Source organism: Butyricimonas sp. DFI.6.44, assembly GCF_022132345.1.
In the GTDB taxonomy this organism is placed as follows: Bacteria; Bacteroidota; Bacteroidia; order Bacteroidales; family Marinifilaceae; genus Butyricimonas; species Butyricimonas muris.
In genome coordinates this window covers 64,749-88,822 of the sequence record NZ_JAKNJD010000002.1, presented here as the reverse complement: position 1 = coordinate 88,822, position 24,074 = coordinate 64,749, and the positions used below count along the sequence as shown (strand labels likewise).

The window sequence follows — 24,074 nt, the reverse complement described above, 5'->3', positions numbered from 1 at the left end:
AAACTCCGTTGGACTAATTTAGAATAACTCTGAAAACGCCACTCTCTGCCACAAGCTGCCACGATTGTGCCAACCCATTGTTGATGCACAAAGCCCATTTACTTTGCGTCCAAAACCGAGTATCAACAATAAAAACAGTATCGACAATGGAAGTATTGATTTTTCAGAAAGAGGCGTTTGAGGAAATGGCGGCGAAGTTCAGCCGCTTCTCAGACCGTGTGAACGAACTCCTTGCCAAGCAAGGCGGCAAGTCATTAAACCGCTGGATGGACAACCAAGAGGTCTGCCAACATTTGAACATCAGTCTGCGCACCTTGCAGACGCTACGTGACAACGGCACGCTGGCCTATTCGCAGATAAACCACAAGGTGTTTTACCGACCGGAGGATGTGCTGCGTATTGTCAAACCTGTGGAAGACAGACGGTCAGGTAAAGGCTCTTGATTTTTTATATGGCCACTAAATCCAACGTAACAATGAGTGAAATGATTACCAAGAACCATGCGCTTGTCGCCGAGTTCGGCAACAGCCTTGACCGTCTGCTGGACGGCATCGAAAACTTCATGGCAAACAGCCGTCCGACATTGGGCGGTGAACGTTTCCTGACGGACAGGGAGGTGTCGGCACGGCTGAAAGTGAGCCGACGCACCTTGCAGGACTACCGCAACAACGGGGTGGTGTCCTATTACCAGTTAGGTGGCAAGATTCTGTACAAGGAATCGGACATCGAACGGATGCTTGCCGCCAATTACCGGGAAGCGTTCAGATAGGCTTATAAAAACGGTGTTACCCTCAAACGGCGTAAGAGGTAGCCTTACACGCCGTTTGAGGGTATTTCATACGCCGTCTGAGGTCGGTTCAACTTTCCGCTCTCTTTCCACATGACGGGGAGAGCGAAAAGAAAAGGTTGATGGGTTGTCTGTCGCTTATGGTCAGCCTGCCCATAATGAACCGTCTGAAAACCATGCTCTCCCGACTTCTCAACCTGAAGGAAACGGCTATCACCATTTCAAGGCTGTAAACATCGTAGCAAATCCTACCATCCTTCCTGACGTGCCGCTTCGTTTCGCTTTCCAATAACTCGCCATTCTTGTATATGGCGTGTATAGCCTTGCGGATGTAACATCCGAACACGTTGAACGCATCGGACATTTCCTGCTGCGTCATCCAGACGGGAGCGGTCGGCATCGTGACCGCCCCGTTTTCAGTGATTGTGATTATTCCCCGTTCCATTGGCATTCCTCATTTATTCATTATCAATGTTTGTTTCTTTTAACAGTTCTTGTTTTTTGTACCATTTGCCCGTCCCGTACATCATTCTGACCGCCATCAGGTTGTCCATGTCCTTTGAAATCTTCTTGTCCGTAATCTCCGCGTACCGCTGGGTGGTTTTTATACCGGAGTGTCCCATCATCCTGGCGATGCTCTCGATGGGTATTCCCTCAGAAATCAAAAAAGTTCCGAAGGAGTGCCTGCTTTGATGGTAGGACAAGTTTTCTTTCCGCCCTATCGCCACGCCCAACTCGTGTATCTCGAACCACATCTCGTCACGGCTCGGAAGCGGAAAGACGGGCTTTGTGTCGTCCGTCGTATTATAGAGGTCAAGTATCTGTTCCGCTATCGGGTGCAAGGGAATGAACGCCTCCACGTTGGTCTTCTTGCGGTTGATGCGGATGTAACGCCTGCCGTCAGCAGTCGTGCCGATATGGTGGGGATGGAGCAGCATGATGTCCACATACGCCAAGCCCGTGAAAATCGAAAACAGGAACGCCCTCCGACCCAGTTCCTGTAACGGGTCGAGCATCGGGGTTTCAAGGATGGCTTTCAGTTCCGCACGGCTGATGTGCCTGTGCTTCGGTGCGGGTTTCTTCTCGTATTCCATGTCCTCCAACGGGTTGGCACGGAGTATCTCGTAGTCCACAGCGAGGTACACCAGCTTGCTCAGCCAGCACAGGCACTTGTTCATTTGTGACGGCCCGAAGTTCTTGTAGCGTTTCAGGAAGGCTTTATAGGAACTGCCGAACTCCTCCGTGATATCGCTGAACTCGATGTCCTCCTTGCCCAATGACGTGAGGTAATCTTTCAGGTACTTCTGGTAATACTTTGAGTTCCTGTATGTCGATGTGGAGTTTATCTCCTTTGAGCGGACAAGCAGACGTTCAAGTTCCCTTTCGCCCATCTGCAACAGCTTGGCGGGAATGACGGCTTTCCTTGCCAGTGCGTTCTTCAGTATCTCCGCGCTCACCACGTTCTGTTTCTTCAGCGAATCTTCATAGGCAAGTTCAACGGATTTGCGGAACTCCTGCAAGCGGTTGTTCTCTCTGACGGTGCGGATTACGCCCGTCTTGTTGTTCCAGTCCTCCGGCCTGCAATAGATGCCCGTTGCCATCGTGGAACTCTTGCCGTCTATGGTGATGCGGCACAGGACGGCGGTCGTGCCGTCAGCTTTCACTTTGCTTCGGTTGATATACGGTAATATGGAAAATGTACTGCGCATGGTTGTGATGTTTTTATCAGTTAGAGAATAAGTTTCAAATCTTTGGTCGCTTCGATGTATTTGTCCATGTCTTCAAAGAGCTTCTTCGGAATGACACGGGCATAAACTTGGGTGGTGGTTATATCGGAATGCCCCAGCATCCGGCTGATGGTTTCAATCGGCACTCCGGCTTCCAGCGTAATCAGCGAGGCGAAGGAATGACGTGCCTGATGATAGCACAAGGTGCTGCTCACCCCTGCGAGGACAGCAAGCGATTTCATGTGCTGCCGAAGATTAGGATGCCGCACCATAGGGAACAATGTCGGGCGGTTGTCATCATGGTATTTCTCAATCAGGGCGAGTGCTTCCGGCAACAGTTTCACGCTTGCCTGAAGCTCGTTCTTCTTGCGGCGGTATTTAAGCCAAAGGTTTCCATCGTCATCCGTGTACAGATTATCCCTTGTTACGCTCACCGCATCCGCATAGGCAGTGCCCGTATAGCAGGCAAACAGGAAGAGGTCACGCACAAGGATGTGCGTGGTGCGGCATGCAGGTATCTCCACATCGCGTATCTTCTCGAAATCCTCGCGGCTCAAGGCTCTTGGAGTGCGTTCACTCTGTTTTGGCAGGGTGAAATTGGCGAAATGGCATCTTTCGGCATATCCCTCCTTGTAAGCTATGCGGCATATCTTTTTCAAGATGGCGAGGTAATGGCGCACCGTATCTACAGCATATCCTTTCACGTCCATCACGAAGTTCTGGTAATCGTGTATGAACTGTTCGGAAAGCTGCCCGAAAGCAATGTCCTTCGTCTTGAACTGCCACTGGATGAACTCGCCCAGTGTCCGTCTCATGTAGTAATAGGCGGGATAGGTTCCTTTGGCACGGTCAATACCGATACGCGCCTTCAAGTCCTCGCAGATGCGGTCGGTCATCCTCAGGAGGGTCATCTGCGTGTCCATGCTTCCCTGAAACAAGTCCTTGACCGCCGTAGCGTCAAAGTCCTGTCCACGCTCAACCAATGTGTCGAAAGCATTATTGACCGCAAGCAGAAGCTTGTCTATTTTCGCATTGGTTTCCACCGCCTCACGGCTCTTGCCGTCCAGACGGCTTTCCCTTGCGTTCCACAACTCCGGCTTGCACGACAGCTTGCATCCGAACTGCGCCATCGTGCGGTTCACCGTTATCCTTCCCATTATCGGGGCTTTGCCCGACTTGTCCGTTCCGCTCCTTTTCAGGTAGAGCAACACCTTGAATTTTTCCACTTTCATACGCTTACTGTTTTTGTCGCAAAATTAATTCATGAGTAAGCGTCCATTGATTTGCAGAACGGTGCGTATCAGTGCAATCAGCACGGGCTTGCAACAATTTCATTTTCCGTGCGTTACCTGTTCTTGCTTCGGTAACTGACGGCTAACGGCTTGGAAACTGAAATGGCTCAATATTCCGCACTCCGTTGCGTTTCCGGTATTTGGCAGAATAATGAAAAACCGCTCATTTCAAACGGGTTACGTTTTGTTGTTACTTGTTTGCTGACGGCTGCTTTGTGGGTTCTGTTCCACAAGGCGAGGCACAATTTCGGGACACATATCACGCTCTCGTTGGGTGTGCCTATCGAAACTGTCAGCCGCATGATGGGACACAAGAGCATTTCCACCACGCAGATTTACGCCAAAGTGACCGACCGCAAGGTGGACGAGGACATGAAACGGCTGAAAGAACAGACCAAAGGCCGGAAAATAAATCTCTACGAGGAGGACGAACCGGAAACGGCAGATATTATAACGGTAAACGGTTGAACAGTATAACAAAAATTGATAAATTTGTATGACTATGACGACAAGAGAACCTATCAGCATTGAAAACGGGCGGGTGGAAATCCACGCGCCGGAGAACCGTGTATGGCTCACGCGCCACCAGATTGCCGACCTGTTCGGAGTCTTCGTTCCTGCCGTGGGGAGCAACATCCGCTCCATACTCAAAAGCGGCATACTCTGTGAGGAGAGGGTTTACCGCCGGGAGCGCAACCGTGACGGCGGTATTGTCGAGCTGTATTCGCTCGAAATGATCGCCGCGCTGGCTTTCCGCTTAAAATCCGGGAATGCCGAAGCCTTCCGACGGTGGCTTGTCCGAAGGGCCACGACGACCGCCGTCGTCTGGCAGCTCCCCGGCATGAACACGATATTGAACTGAAAAAGAAGAACGGCCAATGTTTTGGCCGTTCTTCTTTTATACCCATTCCTGTCCCCCGATACATTTCTTCCGGGAATCTTCCAGGAATTTCTGTATCTCGGATTCCATGTATAGTACCTTGCCCTGAATCAAATAATAGGGAATGATCCGCGCCGTGCGGTATTCCTGCAATGTACGCCTGCTGATTTTCAGCAGCCGGGACAATTCCTCGTCGGTGACGAACCGCTCTCCCTTGAGTGTCCGGCCTCCGGAGGATTCCAGTTTATCCAGTGCCTTGCCGGCCTTTTCCAAGCGCCGGAAGAGATCCGCCACACACGGATCGTGCTTGTCGATGAAATAATGGCTCATAACGCGGCGGTATTAGGATAGTGCGACGATTGCAGCAGTTTCCCGACATCTTCCGGTTTGTAGAAGATTTTGTGACGGATGCGGCTGAAAGGCAGCAACCCTTTCTCCCGGTAGGTTTGCAGGGTACGTTTCGATATACCCAGCACGTCACAGACATCCTGGTTGTCCAGCCATTTTTTCAAACTCACGTCCTCTTGCCTGCGGCATAACGCCTCGGCTTTTCTTTCAATGGCTTCCACGTGCCCTGCCAGCGCGTCGAAAGCCTTCACGTCCATACTTATTATTTCCATGTTCTGTTTCATTTTTTGTTTCCCGGATGCCCAAAAGTACACAAATGAACAGTATCTTGTTATCAGCCAGTGGTATATGGACGTATCCGTCTTAAAAGTGGCAGCGAGTGGCTCCACGTCCGGCGGAAACGATCCTCCGCCGATACGGGATCGGCACGTTCCGATACGCCAATCGCCCGTGAAAGGAAATGTTCGCGGGCGATTTATCATTCCATGCAGGGTGAGCCGTGAACCGACTTTCGCGAGCGTTCACGGCATATCGTTTTCTCCCCGTTTCTCTCCCATAACCTTTTCCTCTCTTTTTTTTCATGCCGCGGAGCGCGGTATGGAAATCTGTTGTCAGTAGCAAAGGTAGTTACGGGGCTCACGCTGCTGCAAGATCGGGCCGCGGGGCGGTTTGCCGCAAAATCTTCCTCTTTCCCTGCGGGCGAGCGTATTTTCCGACAAAATCTTGCAGCAGCTATCCCCGACACCTTTTGATGCTACCGAAACAGATTCCATCCATACCGGCTCCGCTACGGCATAAAAAAAAGTCAAAGGTTATGAGAAACGAAGAGAAAAATAAATGGAAACAGAAATCCTCCAACCTTCCACTTGGCATAAAGGCAAAGGTCGGGTTGGCGGTAAAGGTCGGGGCGGTGGCTTTGGGCTTCCACGTGTGGGGTATCGATTTTATTTGGGTCGTTTTGGGCTTCACGTTCTGTTATGACATCCTGCGGGGCATTTTCTCCTGCCTTGTTTCTCTCGTGGCTCTAACCGGCTTTTTCTATTTCCTATTCACTCACATCTTCTAAATTTTTACAGGTATGACAAAGTACATTTCATTATTCGGAGCGACTACCACGGACACGCAGGTGCAGGTAGTCAAGGAAAACCAGGTAATCATCGGTATCGGTGCGGGTGCGAGCAGAAAGCGTTACGTCGTTTACAAGGTGGAACACACCGCCCGTGGCTACGTGTACCACATGGTCGATACCGAAACAAAGGAAATCAGCCAAACGGACATTCTGCGACCCCTCTCGCAAACATTCGGTATCGGCAGGTACTACGACGACGTGAACCCCGAGTTCATGGACGCTTTCGAGGCGGCTTTGCTCGTGAGGCAGGCGGAAGAGCAAGCCACGGCGCAGGCCATCGCCGCCGCCAAAGAGAAAGCCGAGCATGACCGCATAGCGGAAATAGGAGCGCAGAGGTTACGCCGCATCATGCCCGAAGGGGTGCAGGGCGTAATCATCGCCGAACTCAACGAAACGGAATACACTGACCCCTCTTACGAGTGTTCGACCACCCGAAGCGTGCGTACCGTCATTCTCGGCTTTTCGGCCACCTCCCGCAACGGCTTCGGGGAGTTGAGAAAGGCGGCGGCCAATTTCCCGCAAACGGCGCACCTCTCCGAATACGACCCCAAGAACGAACACCGCTATCCCGTTTTCACGCTCGGCAAAAGTCCGAAATACGGGTGGAGTGTCTGCAAACTGACCCACTACACCCGTGAAGGGTACATCGACAGGCTGGCATATATCGCAGGAAACGAGGAGAATATATGTCTGCCCGAGCCGAAAGACGAAAAACGGGCGGAACGCACTGAAACGAGCGTGCAAGGCGGGTTTATCATCGTGGACTATTCCGAGAAGGCGATAGCCGTATTCGGGGACACCAAGCCCGTCAAGGACGCCCTTCACGCACTCGGGGGACGCTTCAACGCACGGCTGACGCATGACGGGCAGAAGAAAGCGGGATGGATTTTCCAAAAGACCAAAGAGGACGAGGTGCGGCGGCTTCTCGGAAAGGACGAATAAATGTTGAACACGGGGCGGTTCGCCGCCCCACAATACCAAAAAATCATGGCACAAGGAACAGATTATTTCAAACTGACGATACAGAACTATCTCGACGCACGGGCACGGGAGGACGAACTTTTCGCACCCCGATACGCCAACCCGAAAAAGAACATTGACGATTGCTGCACTTTCATCATCAACCAAGTACGGCAGAGCGGTTGCAACGGGTTTGCCGACGAGGAAATATACTCTATGGCACTCCACTATTACGACGAGGAGGACATCGACATCGGCAAACCCGTCAGTTGCAAGGTAGTGGTCAATCACACCGTCGAACTGACCGAGGAGGAAAAAGCCGAGGCACGGCGGAACGCCATACGGAAGGCCGAGAGCGAAGCCTACGCCAAGTTGGCGAAAGCCAAGTCCAAACCCAAGAAAATCGAAGATAACAAACTAATGCCCAGTCTATTTTAGTTATGAAACCGAGAACAAAATTCCAACAGAGCGTTGTGGCGGCAAGTAAACACCTGCCGCCGCTTACCCCCGCACAAATCGAATGGGGGTACAAGAACTGCATCGAGCATATCGGACGCCGCACGCCGAAAGGACTTATCACCTGCACCGAGTGCGGCCACACGTGGCAGAGCGAAAACGGAGAACTCACGGACAATCTGTTAGGGTGCGAGTGTCCGCACTGCCACACCACGCTGAAAGTGGAAACCACCCTGCGCCGCAAGTTCAACGATTACGAGTATTTGTGTATCGTAACCCGCTGCAAGGGTTTTCAAGTCCTGCGCTTCGTCTATATCGAGTGTTGGGCGAAAGTGGGACAGATGCCCGTTTACACCCATATCGAAGCCGTACAGCGGTGGATTGCCCCCGACGGACGCTCCGCAACCTTCGCACGGCTGCGCCCGATGGGCTTCTTCGTTCACGGGTGGAGTTGGTCGAGCGCATTGGAACTGCGGGCGGAGAACGACGGGAAATACAACATCACGCCCACACGCATCTATCCCCGGCAACGGCTTATCCCCGAACTGCGCCGAAGCGGTTACGGCAAACAACTCCCCGATGTAACCCCTTTCGACCTTATCCACCTGCTGCTCTCGGAGAACAAGGCCGAAACGCTGCTTAAAGCGGGACAAACGGCACTCGTGCGATTTTTCGCCTGTTCCTCCCGCAATATCGCAGACTATTGGCCGGCCATCCGTATCGCCATCCGTAACGGGTACGCTATCGGGAAACCGACGGAATGGTGCGACTACATCGACCTGCTGCGATTTTTCGGGAAAGACCTGCATAACGCCCATTTCGTGTGTCCCGCAGACCTGCCCGCAGCGCATGACCTCTACATGGCAAAAAAACGGCGGCACATGCAAATGGAACGGCGGCAGGAGGAACGGCGCAAGGCGTTGGAACAGGAAGCCTCGTTTGTCGAAGCCAAAGGGCGGTTTTTCGGAGTGGAGTTTTCCGACGGGGAAATCTGCATCAAGGTATTGGACAGCGTTGAAGCCATACGGCAGGAGGGCGAGGCCATGCACCATTGTGTGTTTACCAACGAATACTATCTGAAAGCCGACTCGCTCATACTCTCGGCCACAATCGACGGCAAACGTATCGAAACGATAGAGGTGTCCCTAAAACGCATGGAGGTCGTGCAGAGCCGTGGCGTGTGTAACAAGAATACCCCGTACCACGGGCAAATACTGAAACTGATGAAGGGGAACATGTCCCTTATACGGAAACGAATGACAGCATAAAAATCGGGGCGGCGAAAGCCGCCCTACAAAAAAAACAAAACAATGAAAATCATCTATAAAAGCTACATGGCACGCCCGCCCAAACCCTTCGGGGAGTGGGATTGGGAAGTTCGGGAAGCAGTCAAGACGGCCCTTGCGCTCATCGAGGGGAAAAACGGGTTCAAAACCCATTCCGAGATATGGCGAAGGTGCAACCTCGTCATTACCGTGGGACACAACATCTACACCACGAGTATCGAGATACGACCACCCGAGCAGGACGTGATACGCCGCAGGAGCAACTGGCATAACGGCTACGCCTACTACTGCAACGGCGTGTTCTGGGCGAACATGAGCAGGGTTAGAGTGGAACTTGTCTGATTAAAAAATTTCGGGGCGGCAAAAGCCGCCCGTAAAAGCGAGAATATGAAAACGAATGAAGTAAACAAGGAAATCTCCTATGAAACGCTGCTCGTAACCTTCGGCGAGGGTATCGGGCGGCTCGACACCATGTTCGACGACCCGCAGGTGTGGGGCGTTGCCACGCTGAAGCAGTGGATCGACGGGGATGTTATGTAAATTTTTGCATAAGATATGCCCGCTCCGCCTTTCTGGGTGGAGAAGGCCACGAATTTCGTTTTCTCTTTCATTGTTCCATGCGTTTTTAGTTATACAATCGGGTAATCGTTCATCTCTTCACGTATCTGGGCAAGTGACGGCATGAGATTTTATGCTGGTATGCCGGCACGCATATATGCTGGTGCGCTGGCAGGCTGTTACGCCGGTATGCCGGTGCATGGGCGCGTGTCCGATTTTATACTCACGCGCAACCGCATTTGCTTATCCGGACAAAGACCCGCTTTTTCCTCTGCACACGGTGTTTTCTGCATCCGTCCGCACGTGTGCGGACAGGGGGATGTGTCATTACCCGTATCCGTTCTCACGTGCAAAGTAAACCCTTAAAAACACGGGTTGTATGCTCTTTTTCCGCTATGGCCGCGTGTGGCGTCAAAGTGGACGCAAGTGGCATAATCGATTATAGTACAAGCGATTGAATAGGTCGGTATCTTTGCCTCGTGAACGATCCCGACGCTAATGAAGCCGTCCTTGCCCCGTTTTACGGCGGCTCTTTCAATGTTCTGTCCGCGAGCGGGCAGAAGGTATTTGCAAAGGGCAAATAGCAAGCTGTGTTTTCTGCTGCACGATTCTCGTTTTGCAGCAGAAAACAGCTTGCCCGCAAGGGGGAGAAAGCACCTCCGGAGTCGGTGCTTTTCAGAAAGGCGGCAAGCCGCGAAGGGATCGGAATTTTCAGGAACCGGTGGGGCCCTGGCCTCTCCTTAAAATTTCGATGCGATGGAAAAGAACAGAAAGCCCCGAGGGGGCAAAGGGGGACGACCCGCGAAAAACGACCCGGCCGTTTACCGCTTTTCGGTAAACTTTTCAGCCGTGGAACATGCCCGTTTCCTCGACCTTTACGAGCAGTCCGGGCTATTGTCAAAAGCCGCTTTTATCAAAGCGAGAGTGTTCAACGAGGCGTTCCGGGTGGTAAAGACCGACCGGGGAACGCTCCTTCAGGACACGGCGGATTTCCGTGAGGGAATAATACAGCTTCCGGTTGATGGTCGAACAGGTGATCACGTGATCCGAGCGGAGGCGTTGAAGGGTACGCCCGCTGATGCCCAGGTAACGGCAGACCTGCTCGCCGTCCATCCATTCGTCGTTTATATACTCCTTATTCCGTACACGCTCCTTTCCAGGGGGAGAGGCGATTGCGGCCCCTCTATTTTCTCTATACGTCCGACAAGCTCGTTATAGGCTCGCGAACCGAACACTATGATTTTCATACTCTTTTTTTTTAGTCTGTTACAAAGGTCGGGGTTATATGGACAGCTTAAGACGAGGTCGGTACGACTTTTTTTTGATAATTTGCAGTGAACTGATTCTCAACGGTTCATGCGGTGAAGACATACGGGTGCAAACACGGGTGTTCAGAAAAGTTCCAAAGACAGTTACGAGGGAAAACCGACCTCGGTTTTTTTTGTTATATACAACGCTGATTATCAGTGCTTCTATAAGGGATAAAGTGCCTTACCGGTTCATGTTCTACTCGGAATTGCCGTTTTTCTTGTTTCGCTTCCACGTCTGCATACGTTTAAGCAGGGCCTCTGTCGCCTTGTCAAGCCACGGTGTCGGGTTGTTTCGGATTTTCATATCGCAGAATGTCCTCGAAAGGTTCATGTCGAGGTGTACGTTGAAAGCGTTGGAAATGTAGCTGGCCAGTTGCGTGAGTGGCACATTGCCGAAGCAGCCTTTACTGTCGAGCAGGTAAATAAGTTCCGTCAGATCCGTCTTCGAGTCCTGCCATGTCGGACGCACGTCAGGCAATGGGAGAACCATGTTCCGGTGGTTCGTACTCTCCAGTGATTCCAATTCGCCCATAAGATAAACCGACAACATGTCGTTGGCCAGGATTTTCGCCACCTTGAAATCCGCGTTTGTCGAAAACTGCGGGTCGAGTTCATAGTAGAAGGTTTCCAGGTATTGCTCCGTGTCGGTCTGCCCGCGCAGGAAATAGAGGCTGTCCAGGTGTGTGGCGCCGCTGCGGTAATAACGGATAAAGTCAAGCCGTTTGCGGGTGTACCGACCCAGATCATCCATCTCCGTCAGGAGGTACTCCTTCTGCGATTCGATACTCCCCACCGGACGGTTCATCTCGATATTGTAAATCTTCCGGTAATAGATTAACCGGGAAAACAGGCGGGGTTTTATCTCCTTGAAAAACAAGATTTCTTCCTCCTCGCTGGCGAACTCGTAAGAGATGATGAACTCTTTCAGACGCTTGAACGCGTCACCCAAAACACGTGATGCCTCGATAGACTTGTTCAGTATACTGTGATCGGAGGTCTCTATCTGGACGATCTTACGCTCGATCTCTTTCTGGAGTTTTTGTGTAAATCCTGTCATTTCCATGGCTTTGAATCGTTATAGATGAATTGACTGATAATTTAAAAGCAAAGCGGCGGGCGGGTGTTATCCCATCCGCCGCCTGCGATTTAGATTTTCTTAGGATTGAAACAGCAATGACACGTTGCATGAACGGTTGTCATCGCTGGAGTCTCACTATTTTAAGCATCTCCCGCACGCTCATTCCCTAACGGGTTGCACCAAGTAGGCGCTGGCGTTGCTGTAGGTGTTTTCCGGGGCAACTATATAAGGCCGGCGGATGACAGTGTTAGTAGCATATACGGCCTTCCAGCAGGTACCATCTATACCGCACATGGTAGGCTTGCCTCTCTGATAGGGGCGTTGACCCGCAAACGAAAAGAAGACTGTACCGCCCGCAGTGTCGTAACTTCCCTGGCCCATCATCTTGTTACAATACAACTCCATACCAAAATTATAGGTAGCCTCCGTGTCGTCGCGATAGGGAGTATTAATCTTGTCGTAGCCGCTTCTGTGCGTGCCATCAAACGTAAATCCCGTGAAGGCGTTCGACGCAGGCAGATGGTAGCCGACGGGCGAGGGATCGTAAATCGTCTTGACCACCGCATTGTCGTTATGCACATTATACTCCATGTTGTCGGCACTCCAAAGGTTGTAATAATGAAGAGCACCGGAGAACCAGCTGGATATTCTCACGCCATAAAATATATGCGGGTTCTGGATGCTAGCGCCGATGGAGCTTTGGTCATTCGAGAGTTTAAACGCGTAGCCGTCGGAATAGCAACTCTTATCGACAGAGGAACCAGAAGCGTCGAGCATACCGGGCAGCATCGGATCCTTGCGGCCGAACTGATAATAGGGCGCATTGCCGGGATTTACGACTGCAGGCGTTTGTATGAGCGTTATGACCTTTATAGCACCGGTTTCCGCCTGTGTAAAGCGCACCTTCACGCTGCGGGCATCGTAGGTGGTGATGCCTTCATAACAATAGCCGATACAGTTTCCCATAAAGGTATATTGCACCCCTTGGTAATTGGTCACGACCTTGTCGCGCTGGGTCTTCCGGGGATCGTAACGCTCCTCCACGGTCGGGGGGAGTCCCGGCACGAAATCCGTCACCCATATATGCCAGCTCCACATGATGGTGTTGGCGGCGTCACGCACGGCGACGATGGCGTTTCCCTGCTTGATCGATTCCTGCGGCACGTCGAAAAGCAAGCCGCGCTTGTCAGGCGAAAGGCGGACGTTCGTCACCAGTTCCGGCTCGTCCTGCCATACCAACGTGGCATTGGCGGGCGTGCAGTTCGCGTTGTTGTAGATATACGGATCGGTGATAACCGAATCGAGATGGTTTACGAAGTGTGTCAAGTAACGCTCTTCCTCATCCGGGATGTCGATGACCGACGGGATATAGGCCGAGGTGTTGGCCGCCCCGTTCTTGACGGCGTTGCCATAAACCAGCGGCAAGCTGTATGTACCGGGGGCGTTGATAACGTAGCAGTTTGCCGTGTTCACAGGTTCGGTGCCGCCCTTGGTCGAGAGGTCGTAGGTACCGCTCACGGGAGCTGCCGCCCGCAACACCTCGTTATGCGGGTTGGAGGTAACGCCCTGCTGGGCCGCGATCGTGGCAGATAGCATCGTGGCAGACGTGCCACCGTTACCGCTCGCGGTGAAAGCAGTGAGCCATTCAGGACGGTCGATCACGTTGTAGCCCCCGCTACCGTCATCCTCGACGAACTCGGCCGTCCACGCCAGCGGCACACCCTGCGTTGCATCGCCTTCACGGGAGACGGCGAGATAGCTGGTCACCGAGTACTCGCTGGTACCTCCTTGATAGGTGAAAGCCTCGGGAGCAGTCACCTCGAAAGTCGGCACGACGAGGATGCTCGAGGTGGAAATCCGGTAAGTGACGGTCTTGCCCTGGGGCCATGTCGCCCCGGCGATGTCGGCTTTCAGCGTCCGCTCGGTTCCCGTCAGGTCATCGGTAAAGACCACCTCGATCTCCGCGCCCTGGGGCAGCTGCTGCGGGATCATCATGAAAGTGCCCTCCCCGGAGGTGATCTCATTCCCGGGCTGGCCGTCCACTTTTTTATCAAGCGTCTGCGAGAAATCTTTCGTTTCCTCGAAAGCACTCCACGAGTCTCCGTCCATATCATAAACGGCCTTGCCGTACACGCCGCGGAGGGCTATTTTCGTCACACTTCCTTTTTGCATGTCGTCACCGACAACGAACCGGACGGCGGTCAGGGCGTGGCTGAAGGTCAGCGGGGCCGTGGCGTTGTGGTCGCCCGCCATCTCCCCGGAAGCGGCCACGAGCAGGTCTTTCTGGTCTTGTACCTTTTCGGGAACAGTATAGGTTAAGCCGGGGTATCCCGCCTCATGCTGTGCGGGTAGCTCGATCCCCGGAGTGTTGTAGGGCGCATAAGCGAAGAAACGGAGTTTCTGCCCCTCGCCCGGCCAGTTGTGATCCGCCGCGGGCGACCACACGCCGCCATCGCCGCGCACCTCCGTGTTGTACATGAAACCGGGCGTGGCGCTGCCGTCCCACGCCCCCGTGTAGAGGTAGGCCAAGACCCCGAAATTCCCGTAGGTCTCCATGTCCTTCACGGGAGCGGAACGGGTGCCGATCCGTTCGTCATCCGCAAGGGCGTTGCCGGTATTGTCGGAGATCATGGCGTGCAGGTACAACCCCTCGCCGCCGTCCGCGGCCTGCAGGGGCAGCACGCCCAGAAGGGAATCCCTCGGGGTCGTCTCTTCCGCGGGGCTACCCTCGGCTCGCGTGGCACGCCATCCCGCCCCGTCGGAAACCGAGAAGCGGATGCCGGGCCCCGTGTGTACACTCGTTTGCAGGTCGTCCTGGCACGAGGCGAACAGGAGAACCGAAAACAATACCGGCAGGCTCCGGTTCCCGAGCCCCCGGCATAAATTCTTTTTTAGATCCATATTCATGTCATTTAGTCATTTATATCATGTTTCCTTATCGGTGCATCGAGCACGCCTCCCGTGGATTCCTTTCTTTATGACAGCCTCGCGCAAGGACTTTCCCGGGGAAAATTTCACGACCTTACGGGTCGGAATCCTCATCCCCAACCCCGTGAACGGGTTGCGTCCCGGGCGAGCCTTGTGTTCCCGCACGCAGAAGGCGCCCACGCCAGACCACGAGAGTATTTCCCCTCGCGCCATACAGTCCTCCAAAATATTCTCGAAAGCGCTCATTTCTTTCGAGGCATCCACGACGCACAACCCGCTCGCGGCGGCTACCGCTTTTATCAGCTCCTGCTTGTTCATGGCCCTGTTTTTTATATCCTGTTTTTTTGTTCAGGCGAAAATTGCCTTTAGTGACCGGAAGGGGACAGGGAAAGCCCTCTCGCGGCTCTCCCCCCGGAACGTGTCGCGCGTGTGCCTCTTCACCTACGACACGTTTACCCGGTTCAACCCCTTCCGGCCCGTTTGCCCGGCCGTCGCGCGACCGGAGGGTTGGTTACATAGTTGTTATATCCTGCGCGCCGGCGTCTTCCCACTCGCTAACCTCCACGGTGAACTTGATGGGGCTGCCCAGGATATCCTCGCCCGGATCGAACGGGTCAACGGTAGGATCTTCAGGTTGTTCTTTCTCCGGATCGACCTTACCGGCACCCTCCGAGAAGTCAAGCGTGTAGATGTACTTCTTACCGGCCTGCCAGTTCGTGCCGACAGCCACGGCGGCCCAATCATACTCGCCGACAGATTCTGCCGGATATACACGGGCCCCGTCCTTGGTCGTGATGTTCACTTTCACGGCAAGGTAAGCGCCCTTGTTCGCGTTGGGCATGTCCGTGCCGGGCAACAGGCCTCCCGCGAGGCCTGAGATCGAACCGCTGACACCAAAGACATATTTCAGGTTCTCGACGTTGCGGATCTCGACCGTGTACCTGCAAACCGACTGTTCCGGGTAAAGCGTGATCCTCTGCCGAACCGGGACATGTTTCAGCTCGATGCTTTCCGCGTGGTCGCTCCAAAGCATATCCGGGGACAGCGCGACGCGCTCGTCTTCAGCCCCGTCAGCCCTCGGGGCACCCTCGGAGCGCACGCCCAGGGCGGAAAGGCCCCCCAGCAGCGGGCTCGTCTGGGTCGTCACCTCGAAAGTACCCTTGCGTTCCGTGTTCCGGTAAACGATATTTTCGGTGTCGGAGTTCAGGCACAGCGCCTCGTACTTTCCGATAGGAACGCGGATGGTGCCGCCGTCGCGACCCGTGAAATCATAACGCAACGCCTCGCCGTCACCCGGGAACAGGTAGAGCGACATGGAAGCCGGGGCGGCGTTGGGAGCGTTACGCCAGTCGAAGACCACCTCCACCTCCACCGCGTGCGCGTGGTCGAGGCACAGCTCCTTGTGCTCGCAGGATGTCGCGGCGACAAGGAGTGCCGCCATTGTCACCGTATGGAATATCTTTTTCATCGCTTGCCTCCTTTCTTTTCGTTGTAATTACCCCGGCCGATCAGCCACACGAGGGAGATTTCCGCTTTCGTGGGCCCGAACCAGTGGCGCTGCCTGGTCTCTTTCCAGACATAATGATCGTCGACGGGGTCGTATGTATGGTATTCGCCGCCCCAGTAGCCCAAGCCGATGACGAAATCCAGGTTCAGGCGACGGGCGACGGGCAGCGAGTAGCCGTATTCCAGACCCACAGCGTAGTTCATCTTCTCCCAAAGCGTGCCGCCCGGTTTGCCGCCCATGTAACCCGTACCCCCGAGCTCGAAGTCGTACGTGAACAGCTGCCCGTAGAGTCCCAGGTGATGCCCGGTAAGCGGTTTTTCTGCCGCGCGACGACCGAAGTATTTGCGGATCTCCAGCTCCCCGCCGTAGAGGCGCCAGTAATTATGACGCTTCTTGCTGTTCCACCAGGCGTACATCCAATTACCGCCCAGCGACCAGCCGCGGCCCAGGTAGAACTCCGCTCCGATATTCGGCACCAGGGCCACGTCGTAGAGCAAGTTTGTTTTCAGCGACATGTAGAAGGGTTTGCGGGCCGGGACAATAGGGCAAAGTACATCCATCGTGTCGCGTCGGATGACCTCCACCGTGTCCCGGTGCTCTACGACAACGGTATCGCGCGGCGGGGCGACCGGTTCAGGGCTGGAAGTATCCTCCCGCCCGGTTTCAACGACGACGAGCACTCCCGAGGCGCGCAGTTCCGGGAAGAAGCGCTCTTCCATGTAACACCACGGCTCGCCGCCGTGCAGCATGCCCAGCTGACGCTGGCGGCTATCCACGACCTTGCCCTCACGGATAACGAACTCGGGAGTATGATACAGTATCTCCAGCACTTCGTCCCGGTAGGACATATCGGAGGATTCGACCAGGGAGGCGAGGCCCTCCCAGTCCACGCCGGGAGATTCGACCTCAAAGGCGTGACCATCCAGGGAAACCCGCTTTTCGAGATAGGAGCGGATGGCCGTGGCACGCCGTTCCGACAAACTCCTGTTGATTTTGGAGGAACCCTCCGGGGAAGCTCCGGAAACGACGCGAACCGATCGAATCTGGAAGGTGGTATCACCCCGAAACGAGGCCAGACGGCGGGAGAACGAGTCCAGGCGGGAACCGTTGTCCCGGAACGTGGAATCCAGCGTGGCCTGTCCCTGCTGGAAATAGACCTTCACAGCGGCGGTGTCACGCGGTAGTGGCTCCTGGGCCACCGAGAAACCGGCGGACAGCAGCAACAGAAACGGCAAGACGAGTAAGCTTTTTCTCATATATTCTGTTTTATCCGTACCGGGAGGCATGTGCAGGAAACAGCCACCCCGGTACATTACATTATTAAATTGCAAGCACGCGAAAACAAGCAGTGATTCACTTTTTATCCTTCGTTTTTTAGTGAAATTATTATTTTATTGATTCGAAATACTTTCTAAAGCTAATCCCGTCTTTTAATGTTCTATTATTCAATATTTTGCACGAAATGCTTGTCTAGTTGAAATAAATACAATACCTTTGCCTCTGAAAACGAACGATTTATCGTGCAAATAAATAGAGTGATTATACCTTTTAATTGTCGGGAAAAGGCAATTTCGTGCTTTTTTAATTTTTCCGACTATGGTAGTAGCTTATTTAAGGGTCAGCACGGGAAGGCAGACGCTGACTAACCAACGACACGAGATCACGAGATTTGCCGGTAGTAGAAACATGGTGGTGGATTGCTGGGTCACGGAAGTCGTGAGCGGCAGCAAGAAAAGACGCGACCGGAAACTCGGGGCAACGGTAAAGCGGTTAAAAGCCGGGGACACGTTGATCGTGACAGAACTTTCCAGGTTAAGCCGCACGCTTACCGATATTATGACGATCGTGGGGGAACTGCTCGAAAAAGGCGTGTTCCTGTACAGTACCAAGGATCGCTATTCTTTTGACGATACCATCAACAGCAAGGTGTTATGCTTTGCGTTCGGCCTGGTGGCCGAGATCGAGCGAAACCTCATATCCGCCCGCACCAAAGAGGCCCTGGCGGCACGACGGGAACAAGGCGTCATACTGGGTCGCAGGAGGGGAAGCTATACCAAGCTCCAACGCCTGATCGACGCGGGAGAAGAAATAGCCGGCTTGTTAAATGACGGGCGGACGATCGCCATGATATGCGGGAGGTACGGCGTCGCAAGAAACACATTCGACCGTTTCAGGGCACTATTTCTGCAAGCCACGGTTATAGAGGGCAAGCGAAACTACAGTTTCGATCCTGATATACGGATAAACAAGTGAAATACTGTTAACTCCAGGAGTATAGATTCGACACACAATAACTAAAATATCATGTGAATATGAATAAAATTACTTGTATTTGCCTTGGTGTCCGCAACATGAGCCTTGCAATAAGATTTTATCGTGATGGACTCGGTTTCGAAACCTGCGAGAAAGGAGATGAACCACAGGTTATATTCTTCAATACACCAGGTACGAAGTTTGAGCTTTATCCGCTGGGGCTGCTCGCCAAAGACATCAGTGAAACGAATCCACCGAAAATTGCCGAGGGCTTTGCGGGAATTACACTCGCCTACAATGTGGAAAGACGTGAAGAGGTGGATGTGGTTATAGAAAAAGTATGCAAAGCAGGAGGCAGAATCGCGAAAGAACCCGCGGAAACTTTCTGGGGCGGTTATCATGCCTACTTCTCCGATCTTGACGGGTATTATTGGGAGGTGGTGTGGGGGCCTATGTTCGAATACGATGAGAATGGTCTGCTAAAAGATTTGTGATTTTTAATCAAGCGAATTGGATATAAGGTGAAAACTGTGCCTAGCTCATGTTGTCTCGTATGCAAAGAAACCGAAGTGCAACGAAATTAGGATGAAGACGATTCTAATAATCATCGCAAAGAGTAAAGTACAAACTCATCTGATTTGCCTGACGTTGAGGAGTTGAATGTTTTACTGTTTTTGACTCAATAAAACAAATAATAAAAATGGATTTTTCAAATGTTACAAATGGGATTCTACGGTATATTGATACTTGGGAGCAAAAATTGATTGATTTACCAGTTGATACAATTACAAAAAAGAGGAATAAACAAAACAGGACTATCAAACAGATACTGGATCATTTGGTTGATTCTGCTGCAAATAATCACCAACGCGTGGTTCGATTACAGTACAACGATAAACTTGACTTTCCCGATTATCAACAGGATAATGACTTGTGGATCGCTTTACAGGATTATCAAAATGCTGATTGGAATATTACGATTCAGTTGTAGAAGTATTACAATCTGCACATGATTCAAGTGATAAAATCGGTTGACCATACTAAGCTTGAAAATTCATGGCAGAATTTCGAGGGTATTGCTGTAACTCTTCGCCAAGTGATTGATGGATATTTGGGACATATTGAGTTGCATCTTAACGAGATACAGGAATTAATAGAACAATAAAAGCACGACGGTACAAAGAAAATTATTATTTTTGCAGCATAGAATAAATGGGGAAAGAGATATGCGAATTGACTGCATTGACATAGAAATGCTCGCTCCCTGCGGTATGAACTGTATGGTCTGCCATAAGCATTGTCATACACGGAAAACGCAAAAAACTTGCGTCGGCTGTACGCGGGAAGGCAAAGGGAGACCGGAACATTGTCGCAAGGCAGGATAAAGGACTGCGTGCTGCTGAAAGAGATTACTTATTACTATCAGTGTGGCGACTTCCCTTGTAGACTTATAAGAAACCTCGAAAGAAGTTACAACAGCCGTTACAAGGAAAGTCCGGTCGAAAATAGTGAGATTGTAAAGGGAAACGGGGTATTTTATTTCATTTCATGGAAACACACCCCGCTCGATACACCTGCACGGAATGTGGCGGCATTGTCTCATTGCACGACAAGGTTTGCACGGAGTACGGAAAAAGAACACGATAAGAATGAAGATTAAAAAATATATGCCTGTTGGATTTATGTCAGTGATTTGCAACGGTCGAAAAAATTCTATCGCAATATAGGGTTTGAGATAAAAGCCATTGATGGCGACCGGATAGAGTTCGATTTGGGCGAGACATCGTTTGCCATCCTGAAAAGAACCGGAGAGAAAAGGTGAAGTTGTTGCCGGCAAGACAAGGATTATGTTGGAGGCGGAGGATATCGAACTTGTCCGGGATGAGTTGAGAAGCAAAAATGTGAAGATCATCGGCAACATCAGAGAAGAGCTATACGGCGAATTGCTGACTTTTGAAGCCCCCAACGGGCATTGCCGGAGTTTTAGCAAGGAACTCTATGATAAATAATAACGACTATGGCAAGAGCAACGACAAAAGGGGATTTGATAACATCTGCCAACGGACAATTCGACAAGATGTGGAAACTCATCGACAGTATGAGCGAAGAACGGCAGAAGGCAGCCTTTGCCGACGAAATGGCAACGGCCGGGAAAGAAACACATTGGAGCAGGGACAGGAACCTGCGTGATGTGCTTGTATATCTGTACGAGTGGCATCAACTGCTACTAAGGTGGATAAAAGCCAAGCTTGACGGCGGGTACAAAACCGTCCTGCCCGAACCGTACAACTGGAACACATACCCGGCAATGAACGTGGAGTTTTGGAAGAAGCATCAAAGCACGCCATTGACACAAGCAAAAGCGAACTTAAAAGAGAGTCACAAGGAGGTAATGACTCTGATAGGGCAATTCTCCAACGATGAACTCTTTGTCAAGGGGGCGTTCGATTGGCCTGGCACTTCCACTTCCACTTCCACACTCGGTGCTTACTGTGTTTCGACAACGGCAAGCCATTACGACTGGGCGATGAGGAAGATAAGGATGCATATCAAAACAAGCAACAAATAGATAAGATGGAGGAATAAACCAATGGCTTTTGACTACAAAAAAGAATACAGGGAATTCTATATGCCCCCCAGCAAGCCCGGTATCATTACCGTGCCAAGCATGAACTACATAGCCGTTCGAGGACAGGGAGACCCGAATGCAGAGGAGGGAGAATACAAACAGTCGATCGGGCTTTTGTATGGAATCGCGTTTACCATCAAAATGAGCCAAAAAGGCGATCATCGGATCGAAGGGTATTTCGATTATGTCGTGCCGCCGCTCGAAGGCTTCTGGTGGCAGGATGGCGTAAAAGGGATCGACTATGCCCGAAAGGAAAGCTTCAAGTGGATATCGGTCATCCGTCTTCCGGACTTTGTGACAAAAGCAGATTTCGAGTGGGCAATCCGGGAAGCAACGAAGAAAAAGAAAACCGATTTTGCCAAGGTTGAGTTTCTCTCCTGTGATGAGGGCTTATGCGTCCAATGCATGCATGTCGGTTCTTATGATGACGAGCCGGTTACTGTCGCACTTATGCACGAATACATGAAGAGCCGGGGCTACGTCCTCGACATTACGGATAAGCGCATGCATCATGAAATCTATCTCAGTGACGCCCGGAAAGTCGCTCCCGAAAAGCGAAGGACTGTGATCCGGCACCCGATAAGAAAAATGGAAGAATGAAGAATTTTACACTCAACAAATGAATATCGATAACTTATTAAACAAGATACGGCAAATAGAGCATGGTTTTCACCACATCCTTGATGGGGCTAATGAAATCCTTTCCGCATACCCGAGGAAACAATTTTTTGAACTTGCCCTCGAACTGTTCAGGCATGAAGCCTACCAATTCAGGATGCTGGCGACAACGCTATTGGGTAGATTGGCAACAGAGAATAATAATGCTCTTTGTTTTCTGAAAGAGACGGTCAGTATAGACAAGAATTGGCGTGTACAGGAAATGCTTGCAATGGCTTTCGATGAAGTTTGCAAGTATAGAGGATATGAAGCGTCTTTACCGCTCATCGAAGAGTGGCTGAATGACGACAATCCGAATGTTATCCGTGCCGTAACTGAAGGGTTGAGGATTTGGACAACTCGTCCGTTCTTCAAGGAGAATCCGTCAATTGCCATTGCGTTGATCTGTAAGCACAAGGCACATGAAAGCAAGTATTTAAGGAAATCCGTGGGAAATGCCTTGAGAGACATAAGCAAGGAGCACGCAGAATTGATACGGGATGAGGTTCAGCGATGGGAGTTGTCCAATCCCCGAATTCTCTTTACCTACAAACTTGCGGCGAAGTTATTAAACTAAGAAGATAGATACATCAATGAAACAGAAAGTTTTATTTGTCTTGTTAAATGGGTACGCAGACTGGGGGGCTTTTCTCTCCACGGCCCTTCATGTGGCCGTGATACCGGATGGTGAAATCAAGTACGAAGTGCATACCGTTGCACCGACATTGGACACTGTCCGTCCTATCGGCGGTTTCAGAACTTTGCCCGATTATTCTTTTGAGAATATGCCGAAAGACTATGCAGCCTTGGTGCTTATCGGCGGCAACCGTTGGGATTCTCCCGAAGCGGAACTTGTCGCCCCATTGGTAAAAGAGGCTTTGGATAAAGACAAAATCGTCGGGGCGATATGCAACGGTGCTTCGTTCTTGTGTTCGCACGGTTTTCTGAACCATGTAAAGCATACGGGCAACGGTATTGACCAACTCAAAAAATGGGGTGTACAGTTTATACTAACGTAGAAAATTATGTGGAAGCACAAGCTGTCAGTGATAAGAACATCGTTACGGCAAACGGTGTAGGACACTTGGAATTTACCCGTGAGATGCTTCTGTTACTGGGAGCCGACAACCCCGAGCAGATTGACAAATGGTATGATTTCTACAAAAACGGGTGTGTGAGATAAAACAGTAGTTCTGAAATTCTAATTTACCCCTCTGTGCAAACCACCGAAATATAGCGATAATCACACTCATTTACAGTTACTTACCTCCTATTCTCCCTCTAATACCCTTTCCTCGAATAGTTCCGATTAAGTCTTTCATGAAGTAATTACTTTTTTTCGTTTTTACCGCTTGTACTCTTGGTTCTTCCGTTTGAATTACTTATTTTTGCCTCAGATTAAGAGTTATTTGACAGTATTGAGAAATATAGTGGTTCTAAACACTTTCCAATTTCTTATCCGTTGCCCGTTCTCGTGTGAGTTCTTCCCAATCTACTAATAGCCAGTTAAATATATTCTAACTGCATCAAATATACGAAAAAACTATCAATAAACTCTTTTCCTGATTAGAAAAGAAATTGCTATTCAGTAAATTATATAACTTGAACCTTATGACCGCATTTGGCGACTGCATAATATGCACATAAAAAACGGCCTCGAATGATTATTCCGAGACCGTTTCTGTCAAATTCAAGTTATATCAGTCCTTTATATGGCAAGCGCGTTTTCAAAGGTGCGTCTTGTGGAATGTCATAAATATTGCTTTTCTATCTCTTCTGTCTTGTATAGAGGAAGAAAGCCGTTTTTGTCGTAATACTTAAGCACCCTTTCCTCGTTGTACGCATCCACTACGATAAAGCGGCATCCCGTTTTATTGTCCTCGTGACGGAACCAGTCTTTTATAAAGGTCATCAGTTGCTGTCCTACATGGCTCGGTGTGCCCTGATATTCCCGGTTTACCCCCAGTCTTCCTATCAGTACAGCCGGGTAGCTACGCCCACGTTTTGGGTTTACGATATTACGTTACAAACGATTTTTGTCATTGGAAGAGATTAATTTGGTCTTGATGCTGTCATTAGCCAAGGTAAACAACGCTACAATACGGTGCGGAAATTCAGTCGTCACCCAACAATAAGTTTTCCCTAAAAGTTCATCCGCATATAAATCGGCATCATGAAGGAAAAAATCATCAAGATCATCCTCGCCGCAAGTGAAAGGGAGACACTTTTCCCGCACTTCCCTATATAGGCAGGCATGACGCAATCATCGTATAAAGAAATCCCGTCCAT

The 24,074-nt window shown here is 51.2% G+C and carries 28 protein-coding genes and 5 pseudogenes; 21 read left to right on the top strand and 12 right to left on the bottom strand.

From position 1 onward, the window contains the following. Positions 1-146: 146 nt before the first annotated feature. Both L0M98_RS03655 and L0M98_RS03650 read left to right on the top strand, forming a co-directional pair. Positions 147-443 carry a helix-turn-helix domain-containing protein gene (locus L0M98_RS03655; protein ID WP_004289450.1) on the top strand — a complete coding sequence of 99 codons (297 nt, stop codon included), beginning with the start codon at positions 147-149 and terminating at the stop codon, positions 441-443. 32 nt (positions 444-475) lie between these two features. Further along, positions 476-769 (top strand): helix-turn-helix domain-containing protein, encoded by a 294-nt coding sequence (locus tag L0M98_RS03650; RefSeq protein ID WP_039953117.1) that lies wholly within the window; start codon positions 476-478, stop codon positions 767-769. Between the two features lie 88 nt (positions 770-857). On the opposite strand, the gene L0M98_RS03645 is transcribed toward L0M98_RS03650, so the two are convergent. From L0M98_RS03645 to L0M98_RS03635, 3 genes are read right to left on the bottom strand one after another with little or no spacing between them, the layout of a single operon-like run. Beyond that, positions 858-1,238, bottom strand: a complete 381-nt coding sequence (locus L0M98_RS03645; RefSeq protein ID WP_004289448.1) for a hypothetical protein — start codon at positions 1,236-1,238, stop codon at positions 858-860. Between the two features lie 7 nt (positions 1,239-1,245). Then, the gene (locus L0M98_RS03640) at positions 1,246-2,496 is read right to left on the bottom strand and encodes a site-specific integrase (protein ID WP_004289447.1); all 1,251 of its coding nucleotides are present in this window, start codon (positions 2,494-2,496) and stop codon (positions 1,246-1,248) included. A gap of 20 nt (positions 2,497-2,516) precedes the next feature. Beyond that, positions 2,517-3,746, bottom strand: coding sequence for a site-specific integrase (locus L0M98_RS03635; RefSeq protein ID WP_004289446.1), 1,230 nt, complete (start codon positions 3,744-3,746; stop codon positions 2,517-2,519). Between the two features lie 285 nt (positions 3,747-4,031). On the opposite strand from L0M98_RS03635, the pseudogene L0M98_RS03630 reads away from it, so the two are divergent. Next, positions 4,032-4,274, top strand: a pseudogene (locus L0M98_RS03630) (tyrosine-type recombinase/integrase); the annotation flags it as partial. 28 nt (positions 4,275-4,302) lie between these two features. After that, a complete protein-coding gene (locus L0M98_RS03625) occupies positions 4,303-4,668 on the top strand; it encodes a hypothetical protein (RefSeq protein ID WP_004289443.1) in 366 nt (121 codons plus the stop codon). Between the two features lie 36 nt (positions 4,669-4,704). Here the strand turns inward: L0M98_RS03625 and L0M98_RS03620 are convergent, their stop codons facing one another. The 3 genes from L0M98_RS03620 to L0M98_RS03610 all read right to left on the bottom strand — a co-directional run bounded on the left by L0M98_RS03620 (position 4,705) and on the right by L0M98_RS03610 (position 5,616). Continuing rightward, positions 4,705-5,016 carry a helix-turn-helix domain-containing protein gene (locus L0M98_RS03620; RefSeq protein ID WP_004289442.1) on the bottom strand — a complete coding sequence of 104 codons (312 nt, stop codon included), beginning with the start codon at positions 5,014-5,016 and terminating at the stop codon, positions 4,705-4,707. Next, positions 5,013-5,306, bottom strand: a complete 294-nt coding sequence (locus L0M98_RS03615) for a helix-turn-helix domain-containing protein (RefSeq protein ID WP_004319131.1) — start codon at positions 5,304-5,306, stop codon at positions 5,013-5,015. Before L0M98_RS03615 ends, L0M98_RS03620 begins: the two co-directional genes overlap by 4 nt. Positions 5,307-5,397: 91 nt before the next feature. After that, positions 5,398-5,616: a hypothetical protein gene (locus tag L0M98_RS03610; protein ID WP_173022753.1), complete on the bottom strand. Its 219-nt coding sequence runs from the start codon at positions 5,614-5,616 to the stop codon at positions 5,398-5,400. A gap of 232 nt (positions 5,617-5,848) precedes the next feature. Here L0M98_RS03610 and L0M98_RS03605 point away from each other — a divergent pair, with 232 nt between their 5' ends. The 8 genes and pseudogenes from L0M98_RS03605 to L0M98_RS22755 all read left to right on the top strand — a co-directional run bounded on the left by L0M98_RS03605 (position 5,849) and on the right by L0M98_RS22755 (position 10,641). Further along, positions 5,849-6,100 carry a hypothetical protein gene (locus L0M98_RS03605; protein WP_004303766.1) on the top strand — a complete coding sequence of 84 codons (252 nt, stop codon included), beginning with the start codon at positions 5,849-5,851 and terminating at the stop codon, positions 6,098-6,100. 12 nt (positions 6,101-6,112) lie between these two features. Further along, positions 6,113-7,105 carry a hypothetical protein gene (locus L0M98_RS03600; protein WP_004289438.1) on the top strand — a complete coding sequence of 331 codons (993 nt, stop codon included), beginning with the start codon at positions 6,113-6,115 and terminating at the stop codon, positions 7,103-7,105. Between the two features lie 45 nt (positions 7,106-7,150). Then, complete coding sequence (locus L0M98_RS03595) at positions 7,151-7,561, top strand: PcfK-like family protein (RefSeq protein ID WP_009132163.1); 411 nt, start codon at positions 7,151-7,153, stop codon at positions 7,559-7,561. A gap of 2 nt (positions 7,562-7,563) precedes the next feature. After that, positions 7,564-8,847, top strand: coding sequence for a PcfJ domain-containing protein (locus tag L0M98_RS03590; RefSeq protein WP_004289436.1), 1,284 nt, complete (start codon positions 7,564-7,566; stop codon positions 8,845-8,847). A gap of 42 nt (positions 8,848-8,889) precedes the next feature. Next, a complete protein-coding gene (locus L0M98_RS03585; protein ID WP_004289435.1) occupies positions 8,890-9,207 on the top strand; it encodes a hypothetical protein in 318 nt (105 codons plus the stop codon). Positions 9,208-9,252: 45 nt separating this feature from the next. Next, a pseudogene (locus tag L0M98_RS03580) lies at positions 9,253-9,393 on the top strand (DUF6956 domain-containing protein); the annotation flags it as partial. Between the two features lie 153 nt (positions 9,394-9,546). Continuing rightward, complete coding sequence (locus L0M98_RS03575) at positions 9,547-9,789, top strand: hypothetical protein (protein ID WP_039953114.1); 243 nt, start codon at positions 9,547-9,549, stop codon at positions 9,787-9,789. A gap of 390 nt (positions 9,790-10,179) precedes the next feature. Then, positions 10,180-10,641, top strand: a complete 462-nt coding sequence (locus tag L0M98_RS22755; protein ID WP_004289433.1) for a hypothetical protein — start codon at positions 10,180-10,182, stop codon at positions 10,639-10,641. 288 nt (positions 10,642-10,929) lie between these two features. Here the strand turns inward: L0M98_RS22755 and L0M98_RS03560 are convergent, their stop codons facing one another. The 5 genes from L0M98_RS03560 to L0M98_RS03540 form a co-directional block, all read right to left on the bottom strand. Continuing rightward, positions 10,930-11,790: an RteC domain-containing protein gene (locus L0M98_RS03560; RefSeq protein WP_039953202.1), complete on the bottom strand. Its 861-nt coding sequence runs from the start codon at positions 11,788-11,790 to the stop codon at positions 10,930-10,932. A 180-nt stretch (positions 11,791-11,970) separates the two neighbouring features. After that, complete coding sequence (locus L0M98_RS03555) at positions 11,971-14,718, bottom strand: fimbrillin family protein (RefSeq protein ID WP_004289431.1); 2,748 nt, start codon at positions 14,716-14,718, stop codon at positions 11,971-11,973. 18 nt (positions 14,719-14,736) lie between these two features. After that, positions 14,737-15,057, bottom strand: a complete 321-nt coding sequence (locus tag L0M98_RS03550; RefSeq protein ID WP_004289430.1) for an HU family DNA-binding protein — start codon at positions 15,055-15,057, stop codon at positions 14,737-14,739. Positions 15,058-15,250: 193 nt separating this feature from the next. Continuing rightward, complete coding sequence (locus L0M98_RS03545) at positions 15,251-16,207, bottom strand: DUF5119 domain-containing protein (RefSeq protein WP_004289429.1); 957 nt, start codon at positions 16,205-16,207, stop codon at positions 15,251-15,253. Next, a complete protein-coding gene (locus L0M98_RS03540; protein WP_039953199.1) occupies positions 16,204-17,502 on the bottom strand; it encodes a DUF3575 domain-containing protein in 1,299 nt (432 codons plus the stop codon). Before L0M98_RS03540 ends, L0M98_RS03545 begins: the two co-directional genes overlap by 4 nt. A 340-nt stretch (positions 17,503-17,842) precedes the next feature. Here L0M98_RS03540 and L0M98_RS03535 point away from each other — a divergent pair, with 340 nt between their 5' ends. The 9 genes and pseudogenes from L0M98_RS03535 (at position 17,843) to L0M98_RS03495 (ending at position 22,968) form a co-directional block, all read left to right on the top strand. Beyond that, positions 17,843-18,499 (top strand): recombinase family protein, encoded by a 657-nt coding sequence (locus L0M98_RS03535; protein WP_004289426.1) that lies wholly within the window; start codon positions 17,843-17,845, stop codon positions 18,497-18,499. 59 nt (positions 18,500-18,558) lie between these two features. Further along, complete coding sequence (locus L0M98_RS03530; protein ID WP_039953112.1) at positions 18,559-18,993, top strand: VOC family protein; 435 nt, start codon at positions 18,559-18,561, stop codon at positions 18,991-18,993. Positions 18,994-19,190: 197 nt separating this feature from the next. Next, a pseudogene (locus L0M98_RS03525) lies at positions 19,191-19,664 on the top strand (DinB family protein). A gap of 159 nt (positions 19,665-19,823) precedes the next feature. Next, complete coding sequence (locus tag L0M98_RS03520; RefSeq protein WP_199176032.1) at positions 19,824-20,159, top strand: DUF3795 domain-containing protein; 336 nt, start codon at positions 19,824-19,826, stop codon at positions 20,157-20,159. Between the two features lie 187 nt (positions 20,160-20,346). After that, on the top strand, positions 20,347-20,508 hold the full coding sequence (locus tag L0M98_RS03515) for a VOC family protein (RefSeq protein WP_004289420.1): 162 nt from the start codon (positions 20,347-20,349) through the stop codon (positions 20,506-20,508). Between the two features lie 8 nt (positions 20,509-20,516). Then, complete coding sequence (locus L0M98_RS03510) at positions 20,517-21,068, top strand: ClbS/DfsB family four-helix bundle protein (protein WP_004289419.1); 552 nt, start codon at positions 20,517-20,519, stop codon at positions 21,066-21,068. A 60-nt stretch (positions 21,069-21,128) separates the two neighbouring features. Further along, on the top strand, positions 21,129-21,728 hold the full coding sequence (locus L0M98_RS03505; protein WP_227215002.1) for a GyrI-like domain-containing protein: 600 nt from the start codon (positions 21,129-21,131) through the stop codon (positions 21,726-21,728). A 19-nt stretch (positions 21,729-21,747) separates the two neighbouring features. Next, positions 21,748-22,362 carry a DNA alkylation repair protein gene (locus L0M98_RS03500; protein ID WP_004289417.1) on the top strand — a complete coding sequence of 205 codons (615 nt, stop codon included), beginning with the start codon at positions 21,748-21,750 and terminating at the stop codon, positions 22,360-22,362. A 16-nt stretch (positions 22,363-22,378) separates the two neighbouring features. Beyond that, positions 22,379-22,968 (top strand): annotated as a pseudogene (locus L0M98_RS03495) (type 1 glutamine amidotransferase family protein). Positions 22,969-23,480: 512 nt separating this feature from the next. On the opposite strand, the pseudogene L0M98_RS22645 reads toward L0M98_RS03495, so the two are convergent. Then, a pseudogene (locus tag L0M98_RS22645) lies at positions 23,481-24,074 on the bottom strand (N-acetyltransferase).

What these genes read in the sequence shown, in the direction of transcription:
- L0M98_RS03655 (WP_004289450.1), top strand. Translation starts at nt 147, where the DNA reads ATGGAAGTATTGATTTTTCAGAAAGAGGCGTTTGAGGAAATGGCGGCG.
- L0M98_RS03650 (WP_039953117.1), top strand. Translation starts at nt 476, where the DNA reads ATGAGTGAAATGATTACCAAGAACCATGCGCTTGTCGCCGAGTTCGGC.
- L0M98_RS03645 (WP_004289448.1), bottom strand. Translation starts at nt 1,238, where the DNA reads ATGCCAATGGAACGGGGAATAATCACAATCACTGAAAACGGGGCGGTC.
- L0M98_RS03640 (WP_004289447.1), bottom strand. Translation starts at nt 2,496, where the DNA reads ATGCGCAGTACATTTTCCATATTACCGTATATCAACCGAAGCAAAGTG.
- L0M98_RS03635 (WP_004289446.1), bottom strand. Translation starts at nt 3,746, where the DNA reads ATGAAAGTGGAAAAATTCAAGGTGTTGCTCTACCTGAAAAGGAGCGGA.
- L0M98_RS03625 (WP_004289443.1), top strand. Translation starts at nt 4,303, where the DNA reads ATGACTATGACGACAAGAGAACCTATCAGCATTGAAAACGGGCGGGTG.
- L0M98_RS03620 (WP_004289442.1), bottom strand. Translation starts at nt 5,016, where the DNA reads ATGAGCCATTATTTCATCGACAAGCACGATCCGTGTGTGGCGGATCTC.
- L0M98_RS03615 (WP_004319131.1), bottom strand. Translation starts at nt 5,306, where the DNA reads ATGGAAATAATAAGTATGGACGTGAAGGCTTTCGACGCGCTGGCAGGG.
- L0M98_RS03610 (WP_173022753.1), bottom strand. Translation starts at nt 5,616, where the DNA reads ATGAAAAAAAAGAGAGGAAAAGGTTATGGGAGAGAAACGGGGAGAAAA.
- L0M98_RS03605 (WP_004303766.1), top strand. Translation starts at nt 5,849, where the DNA reads ATGAGAAACGAAGAGAAAAATAAATGGAAACAGAAATCCTCCAACCTT.
- L0M98_RS03600 (WP_004289438.1), top strand. Translation starts at nt 6,113, where the DNA reads ATGACAAAGTACATTTCATTATTCGGAGCGACTACCACGGACACGCAG.
- L0M98_RS03595 (WP_009132163.1), top strand. Translation starts at nt 7,151, where the DNA reads ATGGCACAAGGAACAGATTATTTCAAACTGACGATACAGAACTATCTC.
- L0M98_RS03590 (WP_004289436.1), top strand. Translation starts at nt 7,564, where the DNA reads ATGAAACCGAGAACAAAATTCCAACAGAGCGTTGTGGCGGCAAGTAAA.
- L0M98_RS03585 (WP_004289435.1), top strand. Translation starts at nt 8,890, where the DNA reads ATGAAAATCATCTATAAAAGCTACATGGCACGCCCGCCCAAACCCTTC.
- L0M98_RS03575 (WP_039953114.1), top strand. Translation starts at nt 9,547, where the DNA reads ATGAGATTTTATGCTGGTATGCCGGCACGCATATATGCTGGTGCGCTG.
- L0M98_RS22755 (WP_004289433.1), top strand. Translation starts at nt 10,180, where the DNA reads ATGGAAAAGAACAGAAAGCCCCGAGGGGGCAAAGGGGGACGACCCGCG.
- L0M98_RS03560 (WP_039953202.1), bottom strand. Translation starts at nt 11,790, where the DNA reads ATGACAGGATTTACACAAAAACTCCAGAAAGAGATCGAGCGTAAGATC.
- L0M98_RS03555 (WP_004289431.1), bottom strand. Translation starts at nt 14,718, where the DNA reads ATGAATATGGATCTAAAAAAGAATTTATGCCGGGGGCTCGGGAACCGG.
- L0M98_RS03550 (WP_004289430.1), bottom strand. Translation starts at nt 15,057, where the DNA reads ATGAACAAGCAGGAGCTGATAAAAGCGGTAGCCGCCGCGAGCGGGTTG.
- L0M98_RS03545 (WP_004289429.1), bottom strand. Translation starts at nt 16,207, where the DNA reads ATGAAAAAGATATTCCATACGGTGACAATGGCGGCACTCCTTGTCGCC.
- L0M98_RS03540 (WP_039953199.1), bottom strand. Translation starts at nt 17,502, where the DNA reads ATGAGAAAAAGCTTACTCGTCTTGCCGTTTCTGTTGCTGCTGTCCGCC.
- L0M98_RS03535 (WP_004289426.1), top strand. Translation starts at nt 17,843, where the DNA reads ATGGTAGTAGCTTATTTAAGGGTCAGCACGGGAAGGCAGACGCTGACT.
- L0M98_RS03530 (WP_039953112.1), top strand. Translation starts at nt 18,559, where the DNA reads ATGAATAAAATTACTTGTATTTGCCTTGGTGTCCGCAACATGAGCCTT.
- L0M98_RS03515 (WP_004289420.1), top strand. Translation starts at nt 20,347, where the DNA reads ATGTTGGAGGCGGAGGATATCGAACTTGTCCGGGATGAGTTGAGAAGC.
- L0M98_RS03510 (WP_004289419.1), top strand. Translation starts at nt 20,517, where the DNA reads ATGGCAAGAGCAACGACAAAAGGGGATTTGATAACATCTGCCAACGGA.
- L0M98_RS03505 (WP_227215002.1), top strand. Translation starts at nt 21,129, where the DNA reads ATGCCCCCCAGCAAGCCCGGTATCATTACCGTGCCAAGCATGAACTAC.
- L0M98_RS03500 (WP_004289417.1), top strand. Translation starts at nt 21,748, where the DNA reads ATGAATATCGATAACTTATTAAACAAGATACGGCAAATAGAGCATGGT.